Source organism: Escherichia sp. TW14182 (genome assembly GCF_000208525.1).
Classification (GTDB): domain Bacteria; phylum Pseudomonadota; class Gammaproteobacteria; order Enterobacterales; family Enterobacteriaceae; genus Escherichia; species Escherichia ruysiae.
Window position 1 is genome coordinate 14697 of the sequence record NZ_AEJZ01000121.1, and the last position, 18284, is coordinate 32980.

General features: G+C 52.5%; 13 protein-coding genes and 1 pseudogene. 4 read left to right on the top strand and 10 right to left on the bottom strand.

What is annotated here, in order from left to right; genetic code table 11:
• Positions 1-111 precede the first annotated feature (111 nt).
• Genes secF through queA form a run of 5 tightly spaced genes read right to left on the bottom strand, consistent with a single transcriptional unit; the run spans position 112 to position 5576 of the window.
• A complete protein-coding gene (gene secF / locus EQY_RS0111335) occupies positions 112-1083 on the bottom strand; it encodes a protein translocase subunit SecF (protein WP_000046637.1) in 972 nt (323 codons plus the stop codon).
• Between the two features lie 10 nt (positions 1084-1093).
• Entirely contained in the window at positions 1094-2941 is a 1848-nt protein-coding gene (gene secD / locus EQY_RS0111340) for a protein translocase subunit SecD (protein ID WP_000934830.1), read from the bottom strand.
• Positions 2942-2968: 27 nt separating this feature from the next.
• Entirely contained in the window at positions 2969-3301 is a 333-nt protein-coding gene (gene yajC, locus EQY_RS0111345; RefSeq protein ID WP_000007629.1) for a preprotein translocase subunit YajC, read from the bottom strand.
• 22 nt (positions 3302-3323) lie between these two features.
• Positions 3324-4451, bottom strand: coding sequence for a tRNA guanosine(34) transglycosylase Tgt (gene tgt, locus EQY_RS0111350; RefSeq protein WP_000667317.1), 1128 nt, complete (start codon positions 4449-4451; stop codon positions 3324-3326).
• A 54-nt stretch (positions 4452-4505) separates the two neighbouring features.
• Complete coding sequence (gene queA, locus EQY_RS0111355; protein WP_001266474.1) at positions 4506-5576, bottom strand: tRNA preQ1(34) S-adenosylmethionine ribosyltransferase-isomerase QueA; 1071 nt, start codon at positions 5574-5576, stop codon at positions 4506-4508.
• Positions 5577-5668: 92 nt separating this feature from the next.
• Here queA and acpH point away from each other — a divergent pair, with 92 nt between their 5' ends.
• Entirely contained in the window at positions 5669-6250 is a 582-nt protein-coding gene (gene acpH / locus EQY_RS0111360) for an ACP phosphodiesterase (protein ID WP_001009861.1), read from the top strand.
• Positions 6251-6254: 4 nt separating this feature from the next.
• Here acpH and malZ read toward each other — a convergent pair whose 3' ends face one another.
• The 5 genes from malZ to phoB form a co-directional block, all read right to left on the bottom strand.
• A complete protein-coding gene (gene malZ / locus EQY_RS0111365) occupies positions 6255-8072 on the bottom strand; it encodes a maltodextrin glucosidase (RefSeq protein ID WP_170967943.1) in 1818 nt (605 codons plus the stop codon).
• Between the two features lie 153 nt (positions 8073-8225).
• Positions 8226-9599: a proline-specific permease ProY gene (proY, locus tag EQY_RS0111370; RefSeq protein ID WP_010344685.1), complete on the bottom strand. Its 1374-nt coding sequence runs from the start codon at positions 9597-9599 to the stop codon at positions 8226-8228.
• 76 nt (positions 9600-9675) lie between these two features.
• Positions 9676-10995 carry a branched-chain amino acid transporter carrier protein BrnQ gene (gene brnQ / locus EQY_RS0111375; protein WP_000149639.1) on the bottom strand — a complete coding sequence of 440 codons (1320 nt, stop codon included), beginning with the start codon at positions 10993-10995 and terminating at the stop codon, positions 9676-9678.
• A gap of 406 nt (positions 10996-11401) precedes the next feature.
• Complete coding sequence (gene phoR / locus EQY_RS0111380) at positions 11402-12697, bottom strand: phosphate regulon sensor histidine kinase PhoR (protein ID WP_000893608.1); 1296 nt, start codon at positions 12695-12697, stop codon at positions 11402-11404.
• A 57-nt stretch (positions 12698-12754) separates the two neighbouring features.
• The gene (phoB, locus tag EQY_RS0111385; protein WP_000113933.1) at positions 12755-13444 is read right to left on the bottom strand and encodes a phosphate response regulator transcription factor PhoB; all 690 of its coding nucleotides are present in this window, start codon (positions 13442-13444) and stop codon (positions 12755-12757) included.
• A 189-nt stretch (positions 13445-13633) separates the two neighbouring features.
• Between phoB and sbcD the strand changes: the two genes are divergently transcribed.
• The 3 genes and pseudogenes from sbcD to EQY_RS0111400 form a co-directional block, all read left to right on the top strand.
• Positions 13634-14836, top strand: coding sequence for an exonuclease subunit SbcD (sbcD, locus tag EQY_RS0111390; protein ID WP_001221336.1), 1203 nt, complete (start codon positions 13634-13636; stop codon positions 14834-14836).
• Positions 14833-17976 (top strand): exonuclease subunit SbcC, encoded by a 3144-nt coding sequence (sbcC, locus tag EQY_RS0111395; RefSeq protein WP_000698857.1) that lies wholly within the window; start codon positions 14833-14835, stop codon positions 17974-17976. The genes sbcD and sbcC overlap by 4 nt, the downstream gene beginning before the upstream one ends.
• 125 nt (positions 17977-18101) lie before the next feature.
• Positions 18102-18284: pseudogene (locus EQY_RS0111400) on the top strand (MFS transporter AraJ); the annotation flags it as partial.

Below are 18284 nucleotides of genomic sequence, written 5' to 3' on the forward strand. Positions count from 1 at the left end.
ATAAAATGTAGGGTTACGCGCAGTTTCCCAAGATGGGGTGATTTTCGCAATCACCTCATATAAAAAATCCCGATCTTCTGACCGGGATTTCCAACATCAACTGAAACTTGATTAAGGCAGAATTGACGGCTGATCCGCCCCTTCTTTTTCCACTTTCTGCTGCAGCATGTGCTCACGCTTCATGCCCAGTTTCAGAGCCAGCGCCGATGCAACATAGATGGAAGATGCCGTACCGATGGAAACACCGATAAGCATAGTCAGCGAGAAGCCTTCCAGCACCGGACCACCGAAGAGATACAGCATCAGGATAACCATCAAGGTAGTACCGGATGTGATCAAGGTACGGTGCAGCGTCTGGGTCAAGGACACGTTAAAGATTTCGTAAGGTGTACCGCGACGGATCTTGCGGAAGTTTTCACGAATACGGTCCGATACCACGATACTGTCGTTAAGCGAGTAACCGATGACCGACATCAGCGATGCCACAATGGTCAGGTCAATCTCGATATGGAATAACGACAAAATACCCAGCGTAATGATAACGTCGTGCGCCAGCGCGATAACGACCCCTGCCGCCAGTCGCCACTCAAAGCGGAAACCTACGTACACGAGGATAGACAGCAACGCCGCCATCAGCGCCATTGCGCCGGTTTGTGCAAGGTCTGCACCCACGCTCGGACCGACGAACTCAATACGCTTCACCGCCGCGTTCTGATTGGTGGATTCGTTAATCACCTTCAGAACCTGGCTGCCCAGCACCTGACCGCCGGTTTCACCTTCGGCAGGCGGCATACGAACCATGATGTCGTGGCTGCTACCAAAGTTTTGCAGCATCGGCTCTTCAAAACCCGCTTTTTGCAATGCATCACGCATTACGTCAATTTCAGCCGGTTTTTCGAGCGTAATTTCGATAACCGTACCACCGGTGAAATCCAGCCCCCAGTTAAAGCCGCGCACGCCCATAATGACGATAGCGGCGATTAACAGCAGACCAGAGATGCCAAAAGCCCAGTAGTCCCAGCGCATAAAGTCATAGACTTTACGGCCGTGGTTTAGTTGTTCAACAGTATATTCCTGTGCCACATCGCACTCCTCAGATTGACAGCTTCTTGACGCGCTTGCCGCCATATAGCAGGTTTACGATGGCACGCGTACCAACAATCGCGGTAAACATCGACGTTGCCACACCGATACCGGTAGTAATCGCGAACCCTTTAATTGCCCCGGTTCCCACTGCGTACAGGATGATGACTTTAATCAGCGTGGTGATGTTCGCATCAAAGATGGAACTGAATGCACCGCGATAACCTTCATCAATTGCCTGCTGAACAGTACGCCCGTTGCTCAACTCTTCTTTAATACGTTCGTTGATCAGTACGTTCGCATCGACCGCCACCGCAAGGGTTAAGACGATACCCGCGATACCTGGCATACTCAACGTTGCGCCTGGCAACAGTGACATAATACCGACGATCAAGATCAGGTTGGCAACCAGAGCACTGGTCGCAATCAGACCAAACTTCTTATAGAAGAGGATCATGAACAGAATAGAAACCAGCAGGCCAGCCAGACACGCTTCCAGCCCCTGTTCAATGTTCTGCATACCCAGAGTCGGGCCAATGGTACGTTCTTCAACAATCTGAATTGGCGCGATCAATGCACCAGCACGCAGCAGCAGTGACAGCTGGCGGGCTTCGTTCGGGTTGTTGATGCCGGTGATACGGAAGCTATTGCCCAGACGAGACTGGATATTAGCGATGTTAATCACCTCTTCCTGTTTCACCAGTACCGCACGACCGTTTGCATCTTTCTTACCGCTGTCTTTGTACTCCACAAACAGGGTCGCCATCGGTTTACCGATGTTGTCCTTCGTGAAGTTAGACATGATGTTGCCACCTGCGCTGTCGAGCGAGATGTTAACCTGCGGTTGGTTGTATTCGTCCTGGCTGGAAGTGGAGTCGGTGATATGGTCACCGGTCAGGATCACGCGTTTGTACAGCACAACCGGCTGACCTTCGCGAGTCTGTTTCACTTCAGAGTCACCCGGTACGCGGCCAGACGCGGCAGCGGCCTGGTCAACGTTGGTGTTTACCAGACGGAATTCCAGCGTTGCCGTCGCGCCCAGAATCTCTTTCGCGCGAGCGGTATCCTGGATACCTGGCAGTTCAACAACGATACGGTCAGCGCCCTGGCGCTGTACCACCGGCTCAGCAACACCAAGCTGGTTTACACGGTTACGCAGAATGTTGATGTTCTGCTGCACCGCATATTCACGCGCTTCGCTCAGACGTGCGTCGCTCATTACCGCACGCAGCTGGTTGCTGCCCTGGCTGCTAATCACCAGATCAGGATGACGCTTGCTCAGATACGCAATAGCTTCATCACGCGCATTAGAGTCACGGAAGGTGATGCTCAGGCCGTAGTTGTTTTCTTTACGAACGGTGGTATATGGGATGCCTTTTTCACGCAGGTCGCTGCGCAGGCTATCGATATTTTGTTCCTGGAGCTTGCCAAGCGCGGTGTCCATATCCACTTCCATCAGGAAGTGAACGCCGCCACGCAGGTCAAGACCGAGCTTCATCGGCTCAGCGTGAATAGCTGCCAGCCAGCGCGGCGTTGCCGGGGCAAGGTTAAGCGCCACGACGTATTTGTCACCCATAACGCCCATTAATGCTTCACGAGCGCGCAGTTGGGTGTCAGTGGAGTCGAAGCGCGCAAGAATAGCGCCCTCTTCCAGTGCCACAGACTTAGCAGTTATTTTTTCTTCTTGTAACGTTTTCTGGACCTGGATCAGCGTTTGCTCACTGGCGGCGACTCCGCGCGCACCAGTGATCTGAACAGCCGGATCCTCACCAAACAGGTTGGGAAGCGCATACAGCAGACCGATGACAATCACCACGATCAGCATGACGTACTTCCACAAAGGATAACGGTTTAACACGGCAATTCCCTTAGGGAAAAATTTGAATTACAGCGCCTTCATGGTGCCTTTCGGCAGAACGGCAGCTACGAAGTCACGTTTAATAACTACTTCAGTGGTGTCATTCAGCGCGATAGCAATGTAGCCGTTTTCCGCTACTTTGGTTACGCGACCAACCAGGCCACCGTTCGTCAGAACTTCATCACCTTTAGCAATGGAGTCCATCAGCTTTTTGTGTTCTTTGGTGCGCTTCTGCTGTGGGCGCAGGATCATGAAATAGAAAATCAGACCAAATACCACCAGCATCAAAATCAAAGACATCGGGCTACCTTGTGCCGGAGCACCCGTTGCCGCTACCGCATCAGAAATAAAAAAGCTCATTAAATTTCCCTCATTATTAATATTAATCAACGTTCAAAGGTGGTACTTCTCGCCCCTGACGCTGGTAAAAATCAGCTACGAAGCTCTCTAATTTACCCTCTTCAATAGCCTTGCGTAAACCCGCCATCAAACGCTGGTAGTAACGAAGGTTATGAATGGTGTTGAGTCGCGCGCCTAATATTTCGTTGCAACGGTCGAGATGATGCAAGTAGGCACGTGAATAATTGCGACAGGTGTAGCAATCACACTCAGGATCGAGCGGTCCTGTGTCGCTCTTATACTTCGCATTGCGGATTTTCACCACGCCATCGGTCACGAACAGATGACCGTTACGCGCATTACGTGTTGGCATTACGCAGTCAAACATATCGATACCGCGACGCACGCCTTCAACCAGATCTTCCGGTTTACCCACGCCCATCAGGTAACGCGGTTTGTCTGCCGGAATTTGCGGGCACACATGCTCCAGAATGCGGTGCATATCTGCTTTCGGCTCACCCACAGCCAGACCGCCGACAGCGTAGCCATCAAAACCGATATCTACCAGACCTTTAACAGAAATATCACGTAAATCTTCGTAAACGCTGCCCTGAATGATACCAAACAGCGCATTTTTGTTTCCGAGACTGTCAAAACGCTCACGGCTACGCTTCGCCCAACGCAGAGACATCTCCATCGAACGTTTTGCGTAATCCCAGTCAGCAGGATACGGCGTACACTCGTCAAAAATCATGACGATATCTGAACCAAGATCGTACTGAATCTCCATCGATTTTTCAGGATCGAGGAAAATCGGATCGCCGTTGATCGGGTTACGGAAGTGTACGCCCTGTTCGGTGATTTTACGGATATCGCCAAGGCTGAAGACCTGGAAACCACCGGAATCGGTGAGGATTGGGCCTTTCCATTGCATGAAATCGTGCAGATCGCCATGCAGCTTCATGATTTCCTGACCTGGGCGCAACCACAGGTGAAAGGTGTTACCAAGGATAATCTGTGCGCCGGTCGCTTCAACTTCTTCCGGCGTCATCCCTTTTACAGTGCCGTAGGTGCCAACAGGCATAAAACAAGGCGTTTCCACTACGCCACGATCGAAAACCAGGCGACCACGGCGTGCGCGACCGTCGGTGGTATCCAGTTCAAATTTCATTTTTTCTCCACTACGTCAGAAAAACAGTCCAACGTTTAAACCAGCGCCGCAGAATTACTCCCCGACGCGCTCATTAATTGCCTGCGGATTGTACGTGATAAACATCGCATCACCGTAACTAAAAAAGCGATATTTCTCTTCTACCGCCGCTTTATAGGCGTTCATCGTGTGTTGATAACCGGCAAATGCTGAAACCAGCATAATCAGCGTCGACTCTGGCAGGTGGAAGTTAGTCACCAGCGCATCGACCACTTTGTACTGGAAGCCCGGATAGATAAAGATTTGGGTATCGTCAAAGAACGGTTCGATGAGATCGTTTTTCGCCGCCTGCGCTGCGCTCTCCAGAGAGCGTACAGAGGTTGTGCCAACCGCAATCACCCGATTTCCGCGCGCTTTCGCTGCCAGCACCGCATCAACCACCTCCTGCGGCACTTCAGCGTATTCCGAGTGCATGATGTGATCTTCAATAGTGTCGACGCGCACCGGCTGGAAAGTACCCGCGCCAACGTGCAAGGTCACAAATGCCATCTCCACGCCTTTGGCACGCAATTTTTCAAGCAAAGGTTCGTCAAAATGCAGCCCGGCGGTCGGCGCGGCTACCGCGCCCGGTTTTTCGCTATAAACCGTTTGATAAAGTTCGCGGTCGGCATCTTCGTCCGGACGGTCGATGTACGGCGGCAACGGCATATGACCGATGCTGTTGAGAATATCCAACACCGAACGATCATCATTAAATTCGACTTCAAACAATGCGCCGTGGCGGGCTGTCATTGTTGCTTTAATGCTTTCGTCATCGCCCAGCAGAAGTTCAGCGCCCGGCTTTGGTGCTTTCGAAGCACGAATATGCGCAAGAATGCGTTTGTCGTCGAGCATCCGCTCAACCAGCACTTCAATCTTGCCGCCGCTGGCTTTACGCCCAAACAGGCGTGCCGGGATCACGCGGGTATTGTTAAAAACCAGAAGATCGCCGGGGTTGAGCTTATCGAGTAAATCGGTGAAAGTACCGTGCGTCAGCGCGCCCGTTGGCCCGTCCAGCGACAGTAAACGACAGCTACTGCGTTCAGGCATGGGATAGTGGGCAATCAGGGATTCGGGCAATTCAAAGAAGAAATCGGTAACGCGCATGACACTGACTCAGACTAAAATAAGAGGCGGGTAGTCTAGTGCCGGGGCGCTCTCCCTGCAACCTTTACCCCCCTTTGGATAGAATATAATCGATGAATTTTTTAGCTCACCTGCATTTAGCTCACCTGGCGGAAAGCTCGCTTTCCGGCAATTTACTGGCAGATTTCGTTCGCGGAAACCCCGATGAAATTTATCCACCCGACGTCGTGGCTGGTATTCATATGCATCGGCGAATCGACGTATTAACCGACAACCTGCCGGAAGTCCGCGAAGCGCGGGAGTGGTTTCGTAGTGAAACCCGCCGGGTTGCGCCTATCACGCTGGATGTCATGTGGGATCATTTTCTTTCCCGCCACTGGTCGCAGCTGTCACCCAATTTTCCGCTAGAGGAATTTGTCTGTTATGCCCGCGAACAAGTGATCACTATTCTGCCGGACTCACCGCCACGCTTTATCAATCTGAACAACTACTTATGGTCAGAGCAGTGGCTGGTGCGCTATCGCGATATGGATTTCATCCAGAGCGTGTTAAACGGTATGGCTAGCCGTCGCCCACGCCTGGATGCCCTGCGTGACTCCTGGTACGATTTAGACGCCCATTACGATGCCCTTGAAACCCGCTTCTGGCAGTTTTATCCCCGGATGATGGCGCAGGCGTCGCGCAAGGCGTTATAAGACGTTAATTCATCCACACCGTCGCCGATATCGCAGGCAATGTCAAAATGCCATCCGCCAGTTGCCCGTGACCTTCTTTACGTTGCCATTGCGCGACATTAAGCAACGGCGATGCGGGCAGCACTACTTCACAGGCGTCGCCACGGTTGATCGCCACCAGCACATGCTGCTGATTTAGCACGCGCACAAACACCACCACGTTATCTTCCGCGTACAGCACCTGACAGCCACCGCGACGCAGTGCCTGACTCTTCTTACGCAGCGCAATCATTCGCTGGTACAGCGAAAATAGCTCAGCATCTTGTTTTTCCGGCTGCCACGGGAATGGCTTACGGCAAAATGGATCGTTATTGCCATCCAGCCCCACTTCATCACCGTAATAAATACAGGGCACGCCAGGCCAGGTGAGCAGCCAGACCACCGCCAGCGGCAGGCGCGCAACATCCCGACCGAGCAAGGTTTTAAATCGCGCAGTATCGTGGCTATCGAGCTGATTAAACATACGCAATTGCTGTTGATGAGAAAGGCCGGCGCGGTAATTATCCATCCAGGCCATACAGGTTTGGGCATCAATCTGCTGCGGATCGTAAGAGATGTCGGTATTGGCGAGAAATCCCCACAACGGGAATGTGAAGCCGCGATAGTTCATGGCAGCATCTTCCACATCTGCCTGTAGCCATTGTCGTGCATCGCCAAAATGCTCGCCAACAATATAGGCTTCCGGCAGGGTTTCTTTCGCCGCTTCGGTGATCCCGGCGACGTGCTGCAAATTATTACGCGCGCCGCCCGCTTCCCCCAGCATATGCACCACATCCAGCCGCCAACCGTCCATATTCCACGGTGCTTTCAGCCAGTGGCGGACAATGCTGTCTTCGCCGCGATAAATTTCATTCACCAGACTTTCCGATTGATAATCCAACTTCGGCAGGCTGGCATAGCCCAGCCAGTCGAGCGCCGTGCCATCATCGCTAAACGAGTACCAGTCACGCCAGGGCGATTCGGGGTTGTGACAAGCACCCCCCGTCCCGCGATTGTGCCTGTCAAACCAGGCATGGGAATCACCACTGTGGTTAAACACACCGTCCAGTACCAGCCGCATTCCCTGTTGCTGTGTATTGTGGCGTAAGCGCAGCAATGCCCCGTCGCCGCCAAACTGCGGGTCAACGTGGCGATAATCTTCGGTATCGTATTTATGCACGCTGGGAGCTTTGAACACCGGATTGAGATACAGCGCCGTCACGCCGAGTTTTTTCAGATACGGCAGTTTTTCGCTGATACCGTCCAGATCTCCGCCATAGAACGTTGATCCACCCGCCTGCGCCGTAACCGGCTCATTCCAGTCACGCAATATGATCTCTTGTCCGGCTGCGTGATGGTAATAGACATGATCCTGCCCGGCTTCGCGTGGCAAGCTACGGGCAAAACGATCCGGGAAGATCTGATAAAAAATCTGGTCTGCGACCCATTGTGGCCCAATATCTGGTACATCAACAGCAAACTGTTCCAGCCGCGCTGGCGGTATTTGGCTAAGACCTTGCGGCGAAAACCATCGCTGGCGATCGTGCCACAGCAATTTGAAGCTATAGCGCCGCCGAGGTTGTCCGGTGGAGAGATCGACAGCCGCCCGCCATGCCGTTACGCCCGGCTGTGGCTGACTGCGCAGTTTGTACATCGGTACTGACGTTTCTTCGTTATCGTTTTCCGTGCGCAGCATAATGCGCTGCGGCGGTTCTTCACCCGTCAACCACAGTGTAATAAGCAGTTGATCTTTGCTTTGCTTAACAAATGGGGGCACCGGCAGGTGCCATGTATTCAACATTATAATTCCCCTGTGATGAAAATCTGATCACATTGCCATAGCCTACTGCAGGATCACTCATCGTCTGAAGGATATTTGGGGGAGGAGGTCGGGGGCGGATAACTTTCGGAATAACCGGTTCAGGCTCTACCCTGAACCGGCTTACAAACGTGGGAATTAGTGGTTTTCAGCCAACTGGCGGTCATGGCGGCGTTTAAACATCCAGCCAATCAACAGCAGAACAATCCACGCGAAACCAACGTACAGAGAGATTCGCGTTTCAGGGTGATAACCGATCAGTCCGATGATAAAGACCAGGAAAATCAGCCCCGCGATAGTCGTTGCCACCCCGCCAGGCACTTTGAATTTCAGCGCCTTAACTTCTTCTGGCGGTAGGCGGCGACGGAAGGCAATCTGCGACAACAAAATCATAATCCACACCCACACCGTGGCAAAAGTTGCCAGCGAAGCGATCACCAGGAAGACGTTTTCCGGCATGATGTAGTTCAGATACACCGCAAACAGTAGCGCAGTGGTCATCACCAGCACAGTTACCCATGGAATACCGCGACGCGAGGTTTTACTGAAGATTTTCGGTGCGCTGCCCTGCTCTGCCATGCCGTGCAACATACGACCTACGCCAAACACGTCACTGTTAATTGCCGACAGCGAAGCGGTCAGCACAACAAAGTTAAGAATGCTGGCGGCAAAGGTAATCCCCATATGCTGGAACGTCAGCACGAACGGGCTACCGGCAGTGCCAACCTGATTCCAAGGGTAAATAGACATAATGACGAACAGCGTACCGACATAGAACACCAGAATACGCATCGGCACTGAGTTAATCGCGCGCGGAATGGATTTCTCTGGCTCTTTCGCTTCCCCGGCGGTAATCCCGATAATTTCGATCCCACCATAGGCAAACATCACCATTTGTAACGACATCACCATGCCAAGCCAGCCGTTACTGAAGAAGCCACCGTTGCTCCACAGGTTATGGATACCCGTCGGTTGCCCGCCGTTGCCAATCCCCCAGATGATGATACCGAAACCGGCGACAATCATGATGATAATGGTGGCAACTTTAAAGAACGAGAACCAGAACTCCAGCTCGCCGAACACTTTCACGCTCATCAGGTTGATGGCGCAAATGATTAACACCACACTCAGCACCCAAATCCAGTGTGGTACTGTCGGGAACCAGACGCCCATATAGATACCGAAAGCGGTCACATCGGCAATGGCGACAATAAGGATTTCAAAGCAGTAGGTCCAGCCGGTGATATAACCTGCCAGCGGCCCCAGGTTTTCCTGCGCATAACGCGAGAAAGAGCTGGCAGCCGGGTTATGTACCGACATTTCCCCCAGCGCACGCATAATGATATATGCCGCGACACCACCAATAATATAGGCCAACAACACGCTCGGACCGGCCATTTTGATGGCGTCTGCCGAACCGTAAAACAGCCCGGTGCCGATTGCTGACCCCAGTGCCATAAAGCGTATGTGTCGGGTACTTAGCCCACGCTTTAGCTTGTTCTTACTTTCCATCAATTCCTAACCCATCAACACAATAAAAAAACCACGGGGCATCGCAGCCCCGTGGTTAAAACAAATTATCAGTGATTTAGTGGGCGCTGGAGGTCACCTGACGACCTGCCGCGCGATCCCAGATAATGGCCAGAACCACCATCACCACTGTTGGCATTAACCACGCCAGACCTTGTTCGGCCAGCGGTAAACGCTGCGCCCAGGACGGTAAGATATCGCTGAATGCAGATGCTTTGATCCCGTCGAGAATACCAAAAAGCAGGCTGATAAACATCGGCGGAGCAATCACGCGGGACGAATTATGCCACCATGAGCGTGTAAAACTTAATACAACCAGTGCGATACACGGCGGATAAATGGCGGTCAGCACCGGCACAGAGATCTGAATCAACTGACTCAAACCAAGGTTAGACACCACCATCGAGAAGCCGCCGAGGATAAACACCAGCGTACGGTAAGAGAGCGGTACGTACTGGGCGAAAAATTCTGCACAAGCACAGGTCAGGCCAACTGCCGTTACCAGGCAAGCGATGAAGATTAACGCCGCCAGCAGGAAGCTACCGCCGCCGCCAAAGGTGTGTTGAACATAAGCGTGCAGAATAGCCGCACCGTTTGCTGACTGATCAACCAGCGACGCACTATCTGACCCCAGACGGAACAGCGCCAGGTAAAGCAGAGTCAGACCGACACCCGCCATCAGGCCAGCCCAGACGGTATAACGGGTCAGCAGACGCGCTTCGGTAACGCCACGAGAACGCGCCGCGTTAACAATAACGATACCAAACACCATTGCGCCCAGCGTATCCATTGTCAGATAGCCGTTGACGAAGCCGTTAGAAAACGCAGCGTTTTGATAAGCCTCAGTCGCCGTGCTGATAGAACCCGCAGGCCAGACAATCGCGGCGACAGACAGGATGACCAGCGCGATAATTTTCAGCGGCGCAAGGAAGTTGCCCACGGTATCCAGCAGCTTGCCCGGATAGAGCGAAACCAGAATAACGATAGCGAAATAGACCAGGCTGTAGATAAACAGCGGCAGCGCGGAGTCACCCGTCAGCGGCGCAATCCCCACTTCAAAGGAGACGGTGGCTGTACGCGGCGTGGCGAACAGCGGCCCCACAGCCAGGTAGCAAACCGTTGCCAGCAGTACGCCAGCGACTTTACCGATTGGCGTGCTCAGGCTGTCAACACCGCCACCAACTTTCGCCAGCGCCACTACCGTTAATACCGGCAGACCAACGGCAGTAATGAGGAAGCCGAATGCCGCAGTCCAGACGTGTTCGCCTGCCTGCAAGCCGACCATTGGAGGGAAAATAATGTTACCTGCGCCGACGAACAACGCAAATGTCATAAAGCCCAGAGCGATGATATCGCGCGATCTTAATTGATGGGTCATAAATCATACTGCCTGTGGATGTGGTGTTGTAACGTTAAATTTTTGTGCCAATCCCTGGGGATGATACAGCGGTATATTTAAACAATTTTAGCGGGAAATACTCCCAACCAGGCGCGGCGAAGAATAGTTTTTCGATTTACCGCGTGAATGCAGTCAGTATGACAGCACCTGAAGCGCAATTTAAACGCTTATAACGTTTTAAAGCAAGAAGGGATCTAAAAACCAGAGGGATATAACGATAAGAAATCACCAACCAGTATAAAACACTATTTCCGTGAAAAAGATATGGCTTATCATGCGAACAAAAAATCACCAGCCGGTGTAAAGTTCAGCGTCCATTTTTTGACTGCAAAGAAAAAAAGCCAGCATCGGCTGGCTTATGGCAACAAAAAATGACAAAGGCAGATTAATTGCTGTTTTTGGCAATTAAACGTTCCGGCAGAACAAAACTGAAACGCGTACCTTTGCCCACCGTACTGTCAATATTCAGGCGGCTTTCGTGGTGATTTACCGCATGTTTAACAATTGCTAACCCCAGTCCGCTACCGCCTGTTTGTCGGGAACGCGCTTTGTCTACACGATAAAAACGCTCGGTCAGGCGCGGAATATGCTCCGGTGCGATGCCCGGCCCGTTATCTTCAACGCTAAATTCGGCACCGTGCGGCACTCGCTGCCAGCGTACCGTGATATGCGTGCCTTCTGGCGTGTGATTCACAGCGTTATAGACCAGGTTCGAAATCGCACTGCGTAGCTGATCTTCATTGCCAGACACTTTGAGGTCGTTATCTATTTCAAAGGTAAATGTCTGTTTTTTCTGGCTCAGAGTCTGAGCTTCGCGCTCAACAACGCGCAGCATCATCGGCACATCAACCTTTTCATTGAGCAACTGCGTCGGTGCGGCTTCGATTTTCGACAGTGTCAGTAACTGCTTCACCAGCCCTTCCATCCGCTGAGTCTGCTCGCGCATGGTGTGCAACGCTTTTTCGCGAACCGCGCCTTCCAGCGGTTGCTCATCCATCATCTCCAGGTAACCCTGTAACACCGTCAACGGCGTGCGTAACTCATGGCTTACGTTGGCAAAAAAGTTACGCCGCGCCCCTTCCAGTTGATGCATTTGCGTGACATCACGCGCCACCATCAGCAACTGTTTATGGGTATAAGGCATGACGCGAATTTCCAGATGCCGCCCGGTGTTGAGCACCAGATTGAGCGGGCGAGAAAAATCACGCGTTTTCAGATATTGCGTAAACTCCGGGTAACGCAGCAGGTTAAGGATGTTCTGCCCGTTATCTTCCGGCCAGCGCAGGCCAAGAATCTGTTGCGCCAGTCCGTTACACCAGAAAATACCGCCCTCTTCCGTGGTCAGCACCACCGCATCGGGCAGCGACTCCGCGCCACTACGAAAGCGTTTAATCAGATTGCCCAGCTCGCGGCGGCGTTTTTTATTTCGCAGCTGCATCTGGTGTAAGCCATATAGTAGCGGTTCCCAGCTACCACGCCCCGGTGGCGGCGTCATACTGCGATCAACCCACAGCCACCATGAAAGGCGCAATAAATTCCAGAAATGCCAGATAAGCAGTCCTGTTACCGATGCCAGCAAAAACCAGGGCAGGTAACCAAAAAATGCACCCAGGATGAAAGCCGGGAGGCAGCAAAGTAGCAGCTCCAGCACCAGCCTTTTCCACGACAGCCGTTCCAGCACGTAAGATACTCCAGTTATGAAATCATAAGCCCTGCTCTGCGTCCGATGAGCAAGGCGTTAAAAGCGGGTTGAAAAACGATATCCTGTACCGCGCACGGTCTGCACCATGCGGTCATGCCCGCCGGGCTCCAGTGCTTTACGCAGGCGACGAATGTGGACATCGACCGTGCGGTCTTCTACATACACGTTGGTTCCCCAGACGTGGTTTAATAGCTGCTCGCGGCTGTACACGCGCTCAGGATGCGTCATAAAAAAGTGCAGCAATTTAAATTCTGTCGGCCCCATCTCCAGCGGCTCTTCGCCCGCCATCACCCGGTGAGATGTCGGATCCAGACTTAGCCCCTGCATCTCGATCACCTCTTCCACCGCCATTGGCGAAATACGGCGCATTACCGCTTTGATTCGCGCCACCAGCTCCTTCGGCGAAAACGGCTTGGTGATATAGTCGTCCGCACCGGTTTCAAGACCACGCACGCGATCTTCTTCTTCCCCTCTGGCGGTCAACATCACCACTGGAATATCCCGGGTCATCGACTCGCGCTTAAGGTGTTTGATGAACTGGATACCCGAGCCGCCGGGTAACATCCAGTCGAGGAGAATCAAATCCGGCCAGGGTTCATTCAGTTGATTCACAGCACTGTCATAATCTTCCGCTTCGACCGGCTGAAAGCCATTTTGTTCGAGCACGAAGCAGACCATTTCGCGAATTGGAGCTTCATCTTCTACGACCAGAATACGTCTCGCCATGATTTGCCCTGTTGTAATAAATAGGTTGCGATCATTAATGCGACGCCATTATGCGTCAGATTTATGACAGATTTATGAAAAGCACGTCGCACATATCTTCAGGTTATTGATTTACGTGGCGCAGAAAAAAGCAAATGACACATCTGTTTGGGTATAATCGCGCCCATGCTTTTTCGCCAGAGAATCGTTATGCGCATCCTTCACACCTCAGACTGGCATCTCGGCCAGAACTTCTACAGTAAAAGCCGCGAAGCTGAACACCAGGCTTTTCTTGACTGGCTGCTGGAGACAGCACAAACCCATCAGGTGGATGCGATTATTGTTGCCGGTGATGTTTTCGATACCGGCTCGCCGCCCAGTTACGCCCGCACGTTATACAACCGTTTTGTTGTCAATTTACAGCAAACTGGCTGTCATCTGGTGGTACTGGCGGGAAACCATGACTCGGTCGCCACGTTGAATGAATCGCGCGATATCATGGCGTTCCTCAATACTACTGTGGTCGCCAGCGCCGGACATGCGCCGCAAATCTTGCCTCGTCGCGACGGGACGCCAGGCGCAGTGCTGTGTCCCATTCCTTTTTTACGCCCGCGTGACATTATTACCAGCCAGGCGGGACTTAACGGCATGGAAAAACAGCAACATTTGCTGGCAGCGATCACCGATTATTATCAACAACACTATGCAGATGCCTGCAAGCTGCGCGGCAATCAACCTCTTCCCATCATCGCCACGGGGCATTTAACGACTGTGGGTGCCAGTAAAAGTGATGCCGTGCGTGACATCTATATTGGCACGCTGGACGCGTTTCCGGCACAAAACTTTCCGCCAGCCGACTACATCGCGCTTGGACATATTCACCGCGCGCAAATTATTGGCGGCATGGAACATGTTCGCTATTGCGGATCCCCCATCCCACTGAGTTTTGATGAGTGCGGCAAGAGTAAATATGTCCATCTGGTAACTTTTTCAAACGGCAAATTAGAGAGCGTGGAAAACCTGAACGTACCGGTAACACAACCGATGGCGGTGCTGAAAGGCGATTTGGCGTCGATTACCGAACAGCTTGAACAATGGCGCGATGTGCCACAGGAGCCACCTGTCTGGCTGGATATTGAAATCACTACCGATGAGTATCTGCATGATATTCAGCGCAAAATCCAGGCATTAACCGAATCACTGCCTGTCGAAGTATTGCTGGTACGCCGGAGTCGTGAACAGCGCGAGCGTGTGTTAGCCAGCCAACGGCGTGAAACCCTCAGCGAACTTAGCGTCGAAGATGTTTTTAATCGCCGTCTGGCACTGGAAGAACTTGATGAATCGCAGCATCAACGCTTGCAACATCTTTTCGCCACGACATTGCAGACCCTCGCCGGAGAACACGAAGCATGAAAATTCTCAGCCTGCGCCTGAAAAACCTGAACTCATTAAAAGGCGAATGGAAGATTGATTTCACCCGCGAACCGTTTGCCAGCAACGGGCTGTTTGCGATTACCGGCCCGACTGGCGCGGGGAAAACCACTCTGCTCGACGCCATCTGCCTGGCGCTGTATCACGAGACTCCGCGTCTCTCCAACGTTTCACAATCGCAAAATGATCTGATGACCCGCGATACCGCCGAATGTCTGGCGGAAGTGGAATTTGAAGTGAAAGGTGAAGCGTACCGCGCGTTCTGGAGCCAGAATCGGGCACGTAACCAACCCGACGGTAATTTGCAGGTACCACGCGTAGAGCTGGCGCGCTGCGCAGACGGCAAAATTCTCGCCGACAAAGTGAAAGATAAGCTGGAACTGACGGCGACGTTAACCGGGCTGGATTACGGGCGTTTCACCCGTTCGATGCTGCTTTCGCAGGGACAATTTGCTGCCTTCCTCAATGCCAAACCGAAAGAACGCGCGGAATTGCTGGAGGAGTTAACCGGCACCGAAATTTACGGTCAAATCTCCGCGATGGTCTTTGAACAGCATAAATCGGCCCGTACTGAGCTGGAAAAACTGCAAGCGCAGGCCAGCGGTGTCGCATTATTAGCGCCAGAACAAGTGCAATCGCTGACAGAAAGTTTGCAGGTACTCACTGACGAAGAAAAACAGTTACTCGTCACACAGCAGCAAGAACAACAATCGCTTAACTGGTTAACGCGTCTGGATGAATTGCAAAAAGACGCCAGCCGCCGTCAGCAGGCACTGCAACAGGTGTTAGCCGAGGAAGAAAAAGCGCAACCTCAACTGGCGGCGCTCAGTCTGGCACAACCGGCACGAAATCTTCGTCCGCACTGGGAACGCATCGCAGAACACACTGCGGCACTAACGCATACTCGTCAGCAGATTGAAGAAGTAAATACTCGCTTACAGCGCACAATGGCGCTTCGCGCAAATATTCGTCACCACGCGGCGAAGCAGTCGGCAGAATTACAACAGCAGCAACAAAATCTGAATGCGTGGTTACACGAACACGACCGCTTCCGGCAGTGGAATAACGAACTGGCGGGTTGGCGGGCGCAGTTCGCCCAACAGGCCAGCGATCGCAAGTATCTGCGGCAATGGCAACAGCAATTAACCCATGCAGAGCAAAAACTTAATGCTCTTCCGGCGATCTCTTTAACTTTAACCGCCGCCGAAGTTGCCGCTGCGCAGGCACAACATGCCGAACAACGTCCGCTGCGTCAGCGCCTGAGCGCACTATATGGGCAGATTGTTCCCCAGCAAAAACGCCTGTCGCAGCTACAGGCCGCTATTCAGAGCGTTACGCAGGAACAGACACAACGTAACGCCGCGCTCACTGAAATGCGCCAACGTTATAAAGAAAAGACGCAACAGCTTGCCGATGTCAAAACCATTTGCGAGCAGGAAGCACGCATCAAAACCCTGGAAGCTCAACGTGCGCAGTTACAGGCAGGTCAGCCTTGCCCACTTTGTGGTTCCACCAGCCACCCGGCGGTCGAGGCGTATCGGGCGCTGGAACCGGGGGTTAATCAGTCTCGATTACTGGCGCTGGAAAATGAAGTTAAAAAGCTCGGTGAAGAAGGCGCGGCGCTACGTGGGCAACTGGACGCCTTAACGAAGCAGCTTCAGCGGGATGAGAACGAAGCACAAAGCCTCCGACAAGATGAGCAAGCACTTACTCAGGAATGGCATACACTAACTGCCAGCCTCAGTATCACCTTGCAGCCGCAGGACGATATTCAACCATGGCTTGCCACCCAGGAAGAGCATGAAAAGCAACTGCAATTACTCAATCAGCGTCATGAATTACAGGAGCAAATTGCCGCGCACAATCAACAAATTATCCAGTATCAACAACAGATTGAACAACGCCATCAGCAACTCTCTGCGGCGTTAACGGGTTACGCGCTGGCACTGCCACAGGAAGATGAAGAAGAGAGCTGGTTGGCGACACGTCAGCAAGAAGCGCAGGGCTGGCAGCAGCGCCAGAACGAATTAACCGAGCTGCAAAACCGTATTCAACAGCTGACGCCGATTCTGGACACATTGCCGCAAAATGATGAACTGCCACACAGCGAAGCTACTGTGACGCTGGAAAACTGGCGGCAAGTTCATGAGCAATGTCTCGCGTTGCAAAGCCAGCGGCAAACCTTGCAGCAACAAGAGGTTTTGGCGGCGCAAGGTCTGCAAAAAGCCCAGACACAGTTTGACACCGCGCTACAGGCCAGCGTCTTTGACGATCAGCAGGCGTTCCTTGCGGCGCTAATGGATGAACAGACACTAACGCAACTGGAACAACTCAAGCAGAACCTGGAAAACCAGCGTCGTCAGGCGCAAACGCTGGCCACTCAAACAGCAGAAACGCTGGCACAGCATCAGCAACACCGACCTGACGAGTTAGCTCTCACTGTGACGGTGGAGCAGATTCAACAAGAGTTAGCGCAAACTAACCAAAAGTTGCGTGCAAACACCACGAGTCAAGGCGAAATTCGCCAGCAGTTGAAGCAGGATGCAGACAACCGTCAGCAACAACAAACCTTAATGCAGCAAATTGCCCAGACAACACAGCAGGTTGAAGACTGGGGTTATCTCAATTCGCTGATTGGCTCCAAAGAGGGCGATAAATTCCGTAAGTTTGCCCAAGGGCTGACGCTGGATAATTTAGTTCATCTCGCTAACCAGCAACTTACCCGCCTGCACGGGCGCTATTTGTTACAGCGTAAAGCCAGCGAGGCGCTGGAAGTCGAGGTTGTCGATACCTGGCAGGCAGATGCAGTACGCGATACCCGAACGCTTTCCGGCGGAGAGAGTTTTCTCGTCAGTCTGGCACTGGCGCTGGCGCTTTCGGATCTGGTCAGCCATAAAACGCGCATTGACTCGTTATTCCTCGATGAAGGTTTCGGCACGCTGGATAGCGAAACGCTGGATACCGCCCTTGATGCGCTGGATGCCCTGAACGCCAGTGGTAAAACTATCGGCGTGATTAGCCACGTTGAAGCGATGAAAGAGCGTATTCCGGTGCAGATCAAAGTGAAGAAGATCAACGGCCTGGGCTACAGCAAACTGGACAACACGTTTGCGGTGAAATAACTATTCAGCAGGATAATGAATACAGAAGGGCGAATTATCTCTTGGCCTCGCTGGTCGTTATCCTGCAAGCTATCACTTTATTGGCTACGGTGATTCGTAGCCGTCCTGGTGGTTGTGATGGTGGTATGAAAAAAGTCATTTTATCGTTGGCTCTGGGCACGTTTGGTTTGGGGATGGCCGAATTTGGCATTATGGGCGTGCTCACGGAGCTGGCGCATAACGTAGGAATTTCGATTCCTGCTGCCGGGCATATGATCTCGTATTATGCGCTGGGGGTGGTGGTCGGTGCGCCAATCATCGCCCTCTTT

Bases quoted from the DNA above. Each gene is read 5' to 3' on its own strand.
- acpH (WP_001009861.1), top strand. From the start codon at position 5,669: ATGAATTTTTTAGCTCACCTGCATTTAGCTCACCTGGCGGAAAGCTCG.
- queA (WP_001266474.1), bottom strand. From the start codon at position 5,576: ATGCGCGTTACCGATTTCTTCTTTGAATTGCCCGAATCCCTGATTGCC.
- tgt (WP_000667317.1), bottom strand. From the start codon at position 4,451: ATGAAATTTGAACTGGATACCACCGACGGTCGCGCACGCCGTGGTCGC.
- proY (WP_010344685.1), bottom strand. From the start codon at position 9,599: ATGGAAAGTAAGAACAAGCTAAAGCGTGGGCTAAGTACCCGACACATA.
- sbcD (WP_001221336.1), top strand. From the start codon at position 13,634: ATGCGCATCCTTCACACCTCAGACTGGCATCTCGGCCAGAACTTCTAC.
- yajC (WP_000007629.1), bottom strand. From the start codon at position 3,301: ATGAGCTTTTTTATTTCTGATGCGGTAGCGGCAACGGGTGCTCCGGCA.
- brnQ (WP_000149639.1), bottom strand. From the start codon at position 10,995: ATGACCCATCAATTAAGATCGCGCGATATCATCGCTCTGGGCTTTATG.
- sbcC (WP_000698857.1), top strand. From the start codon at position 14,833: ATGAAAATTCTCAGCCTGCGCCTGAAAAACCTGAACTCATTAAAAGGC.
- phoB (WP_000113933.1), bottom strand. From the start codon at position 13,444: ATGGCGAGACGTATTCTGGTCGTAGAAGATGAAGCTCCAATTCGCGAA.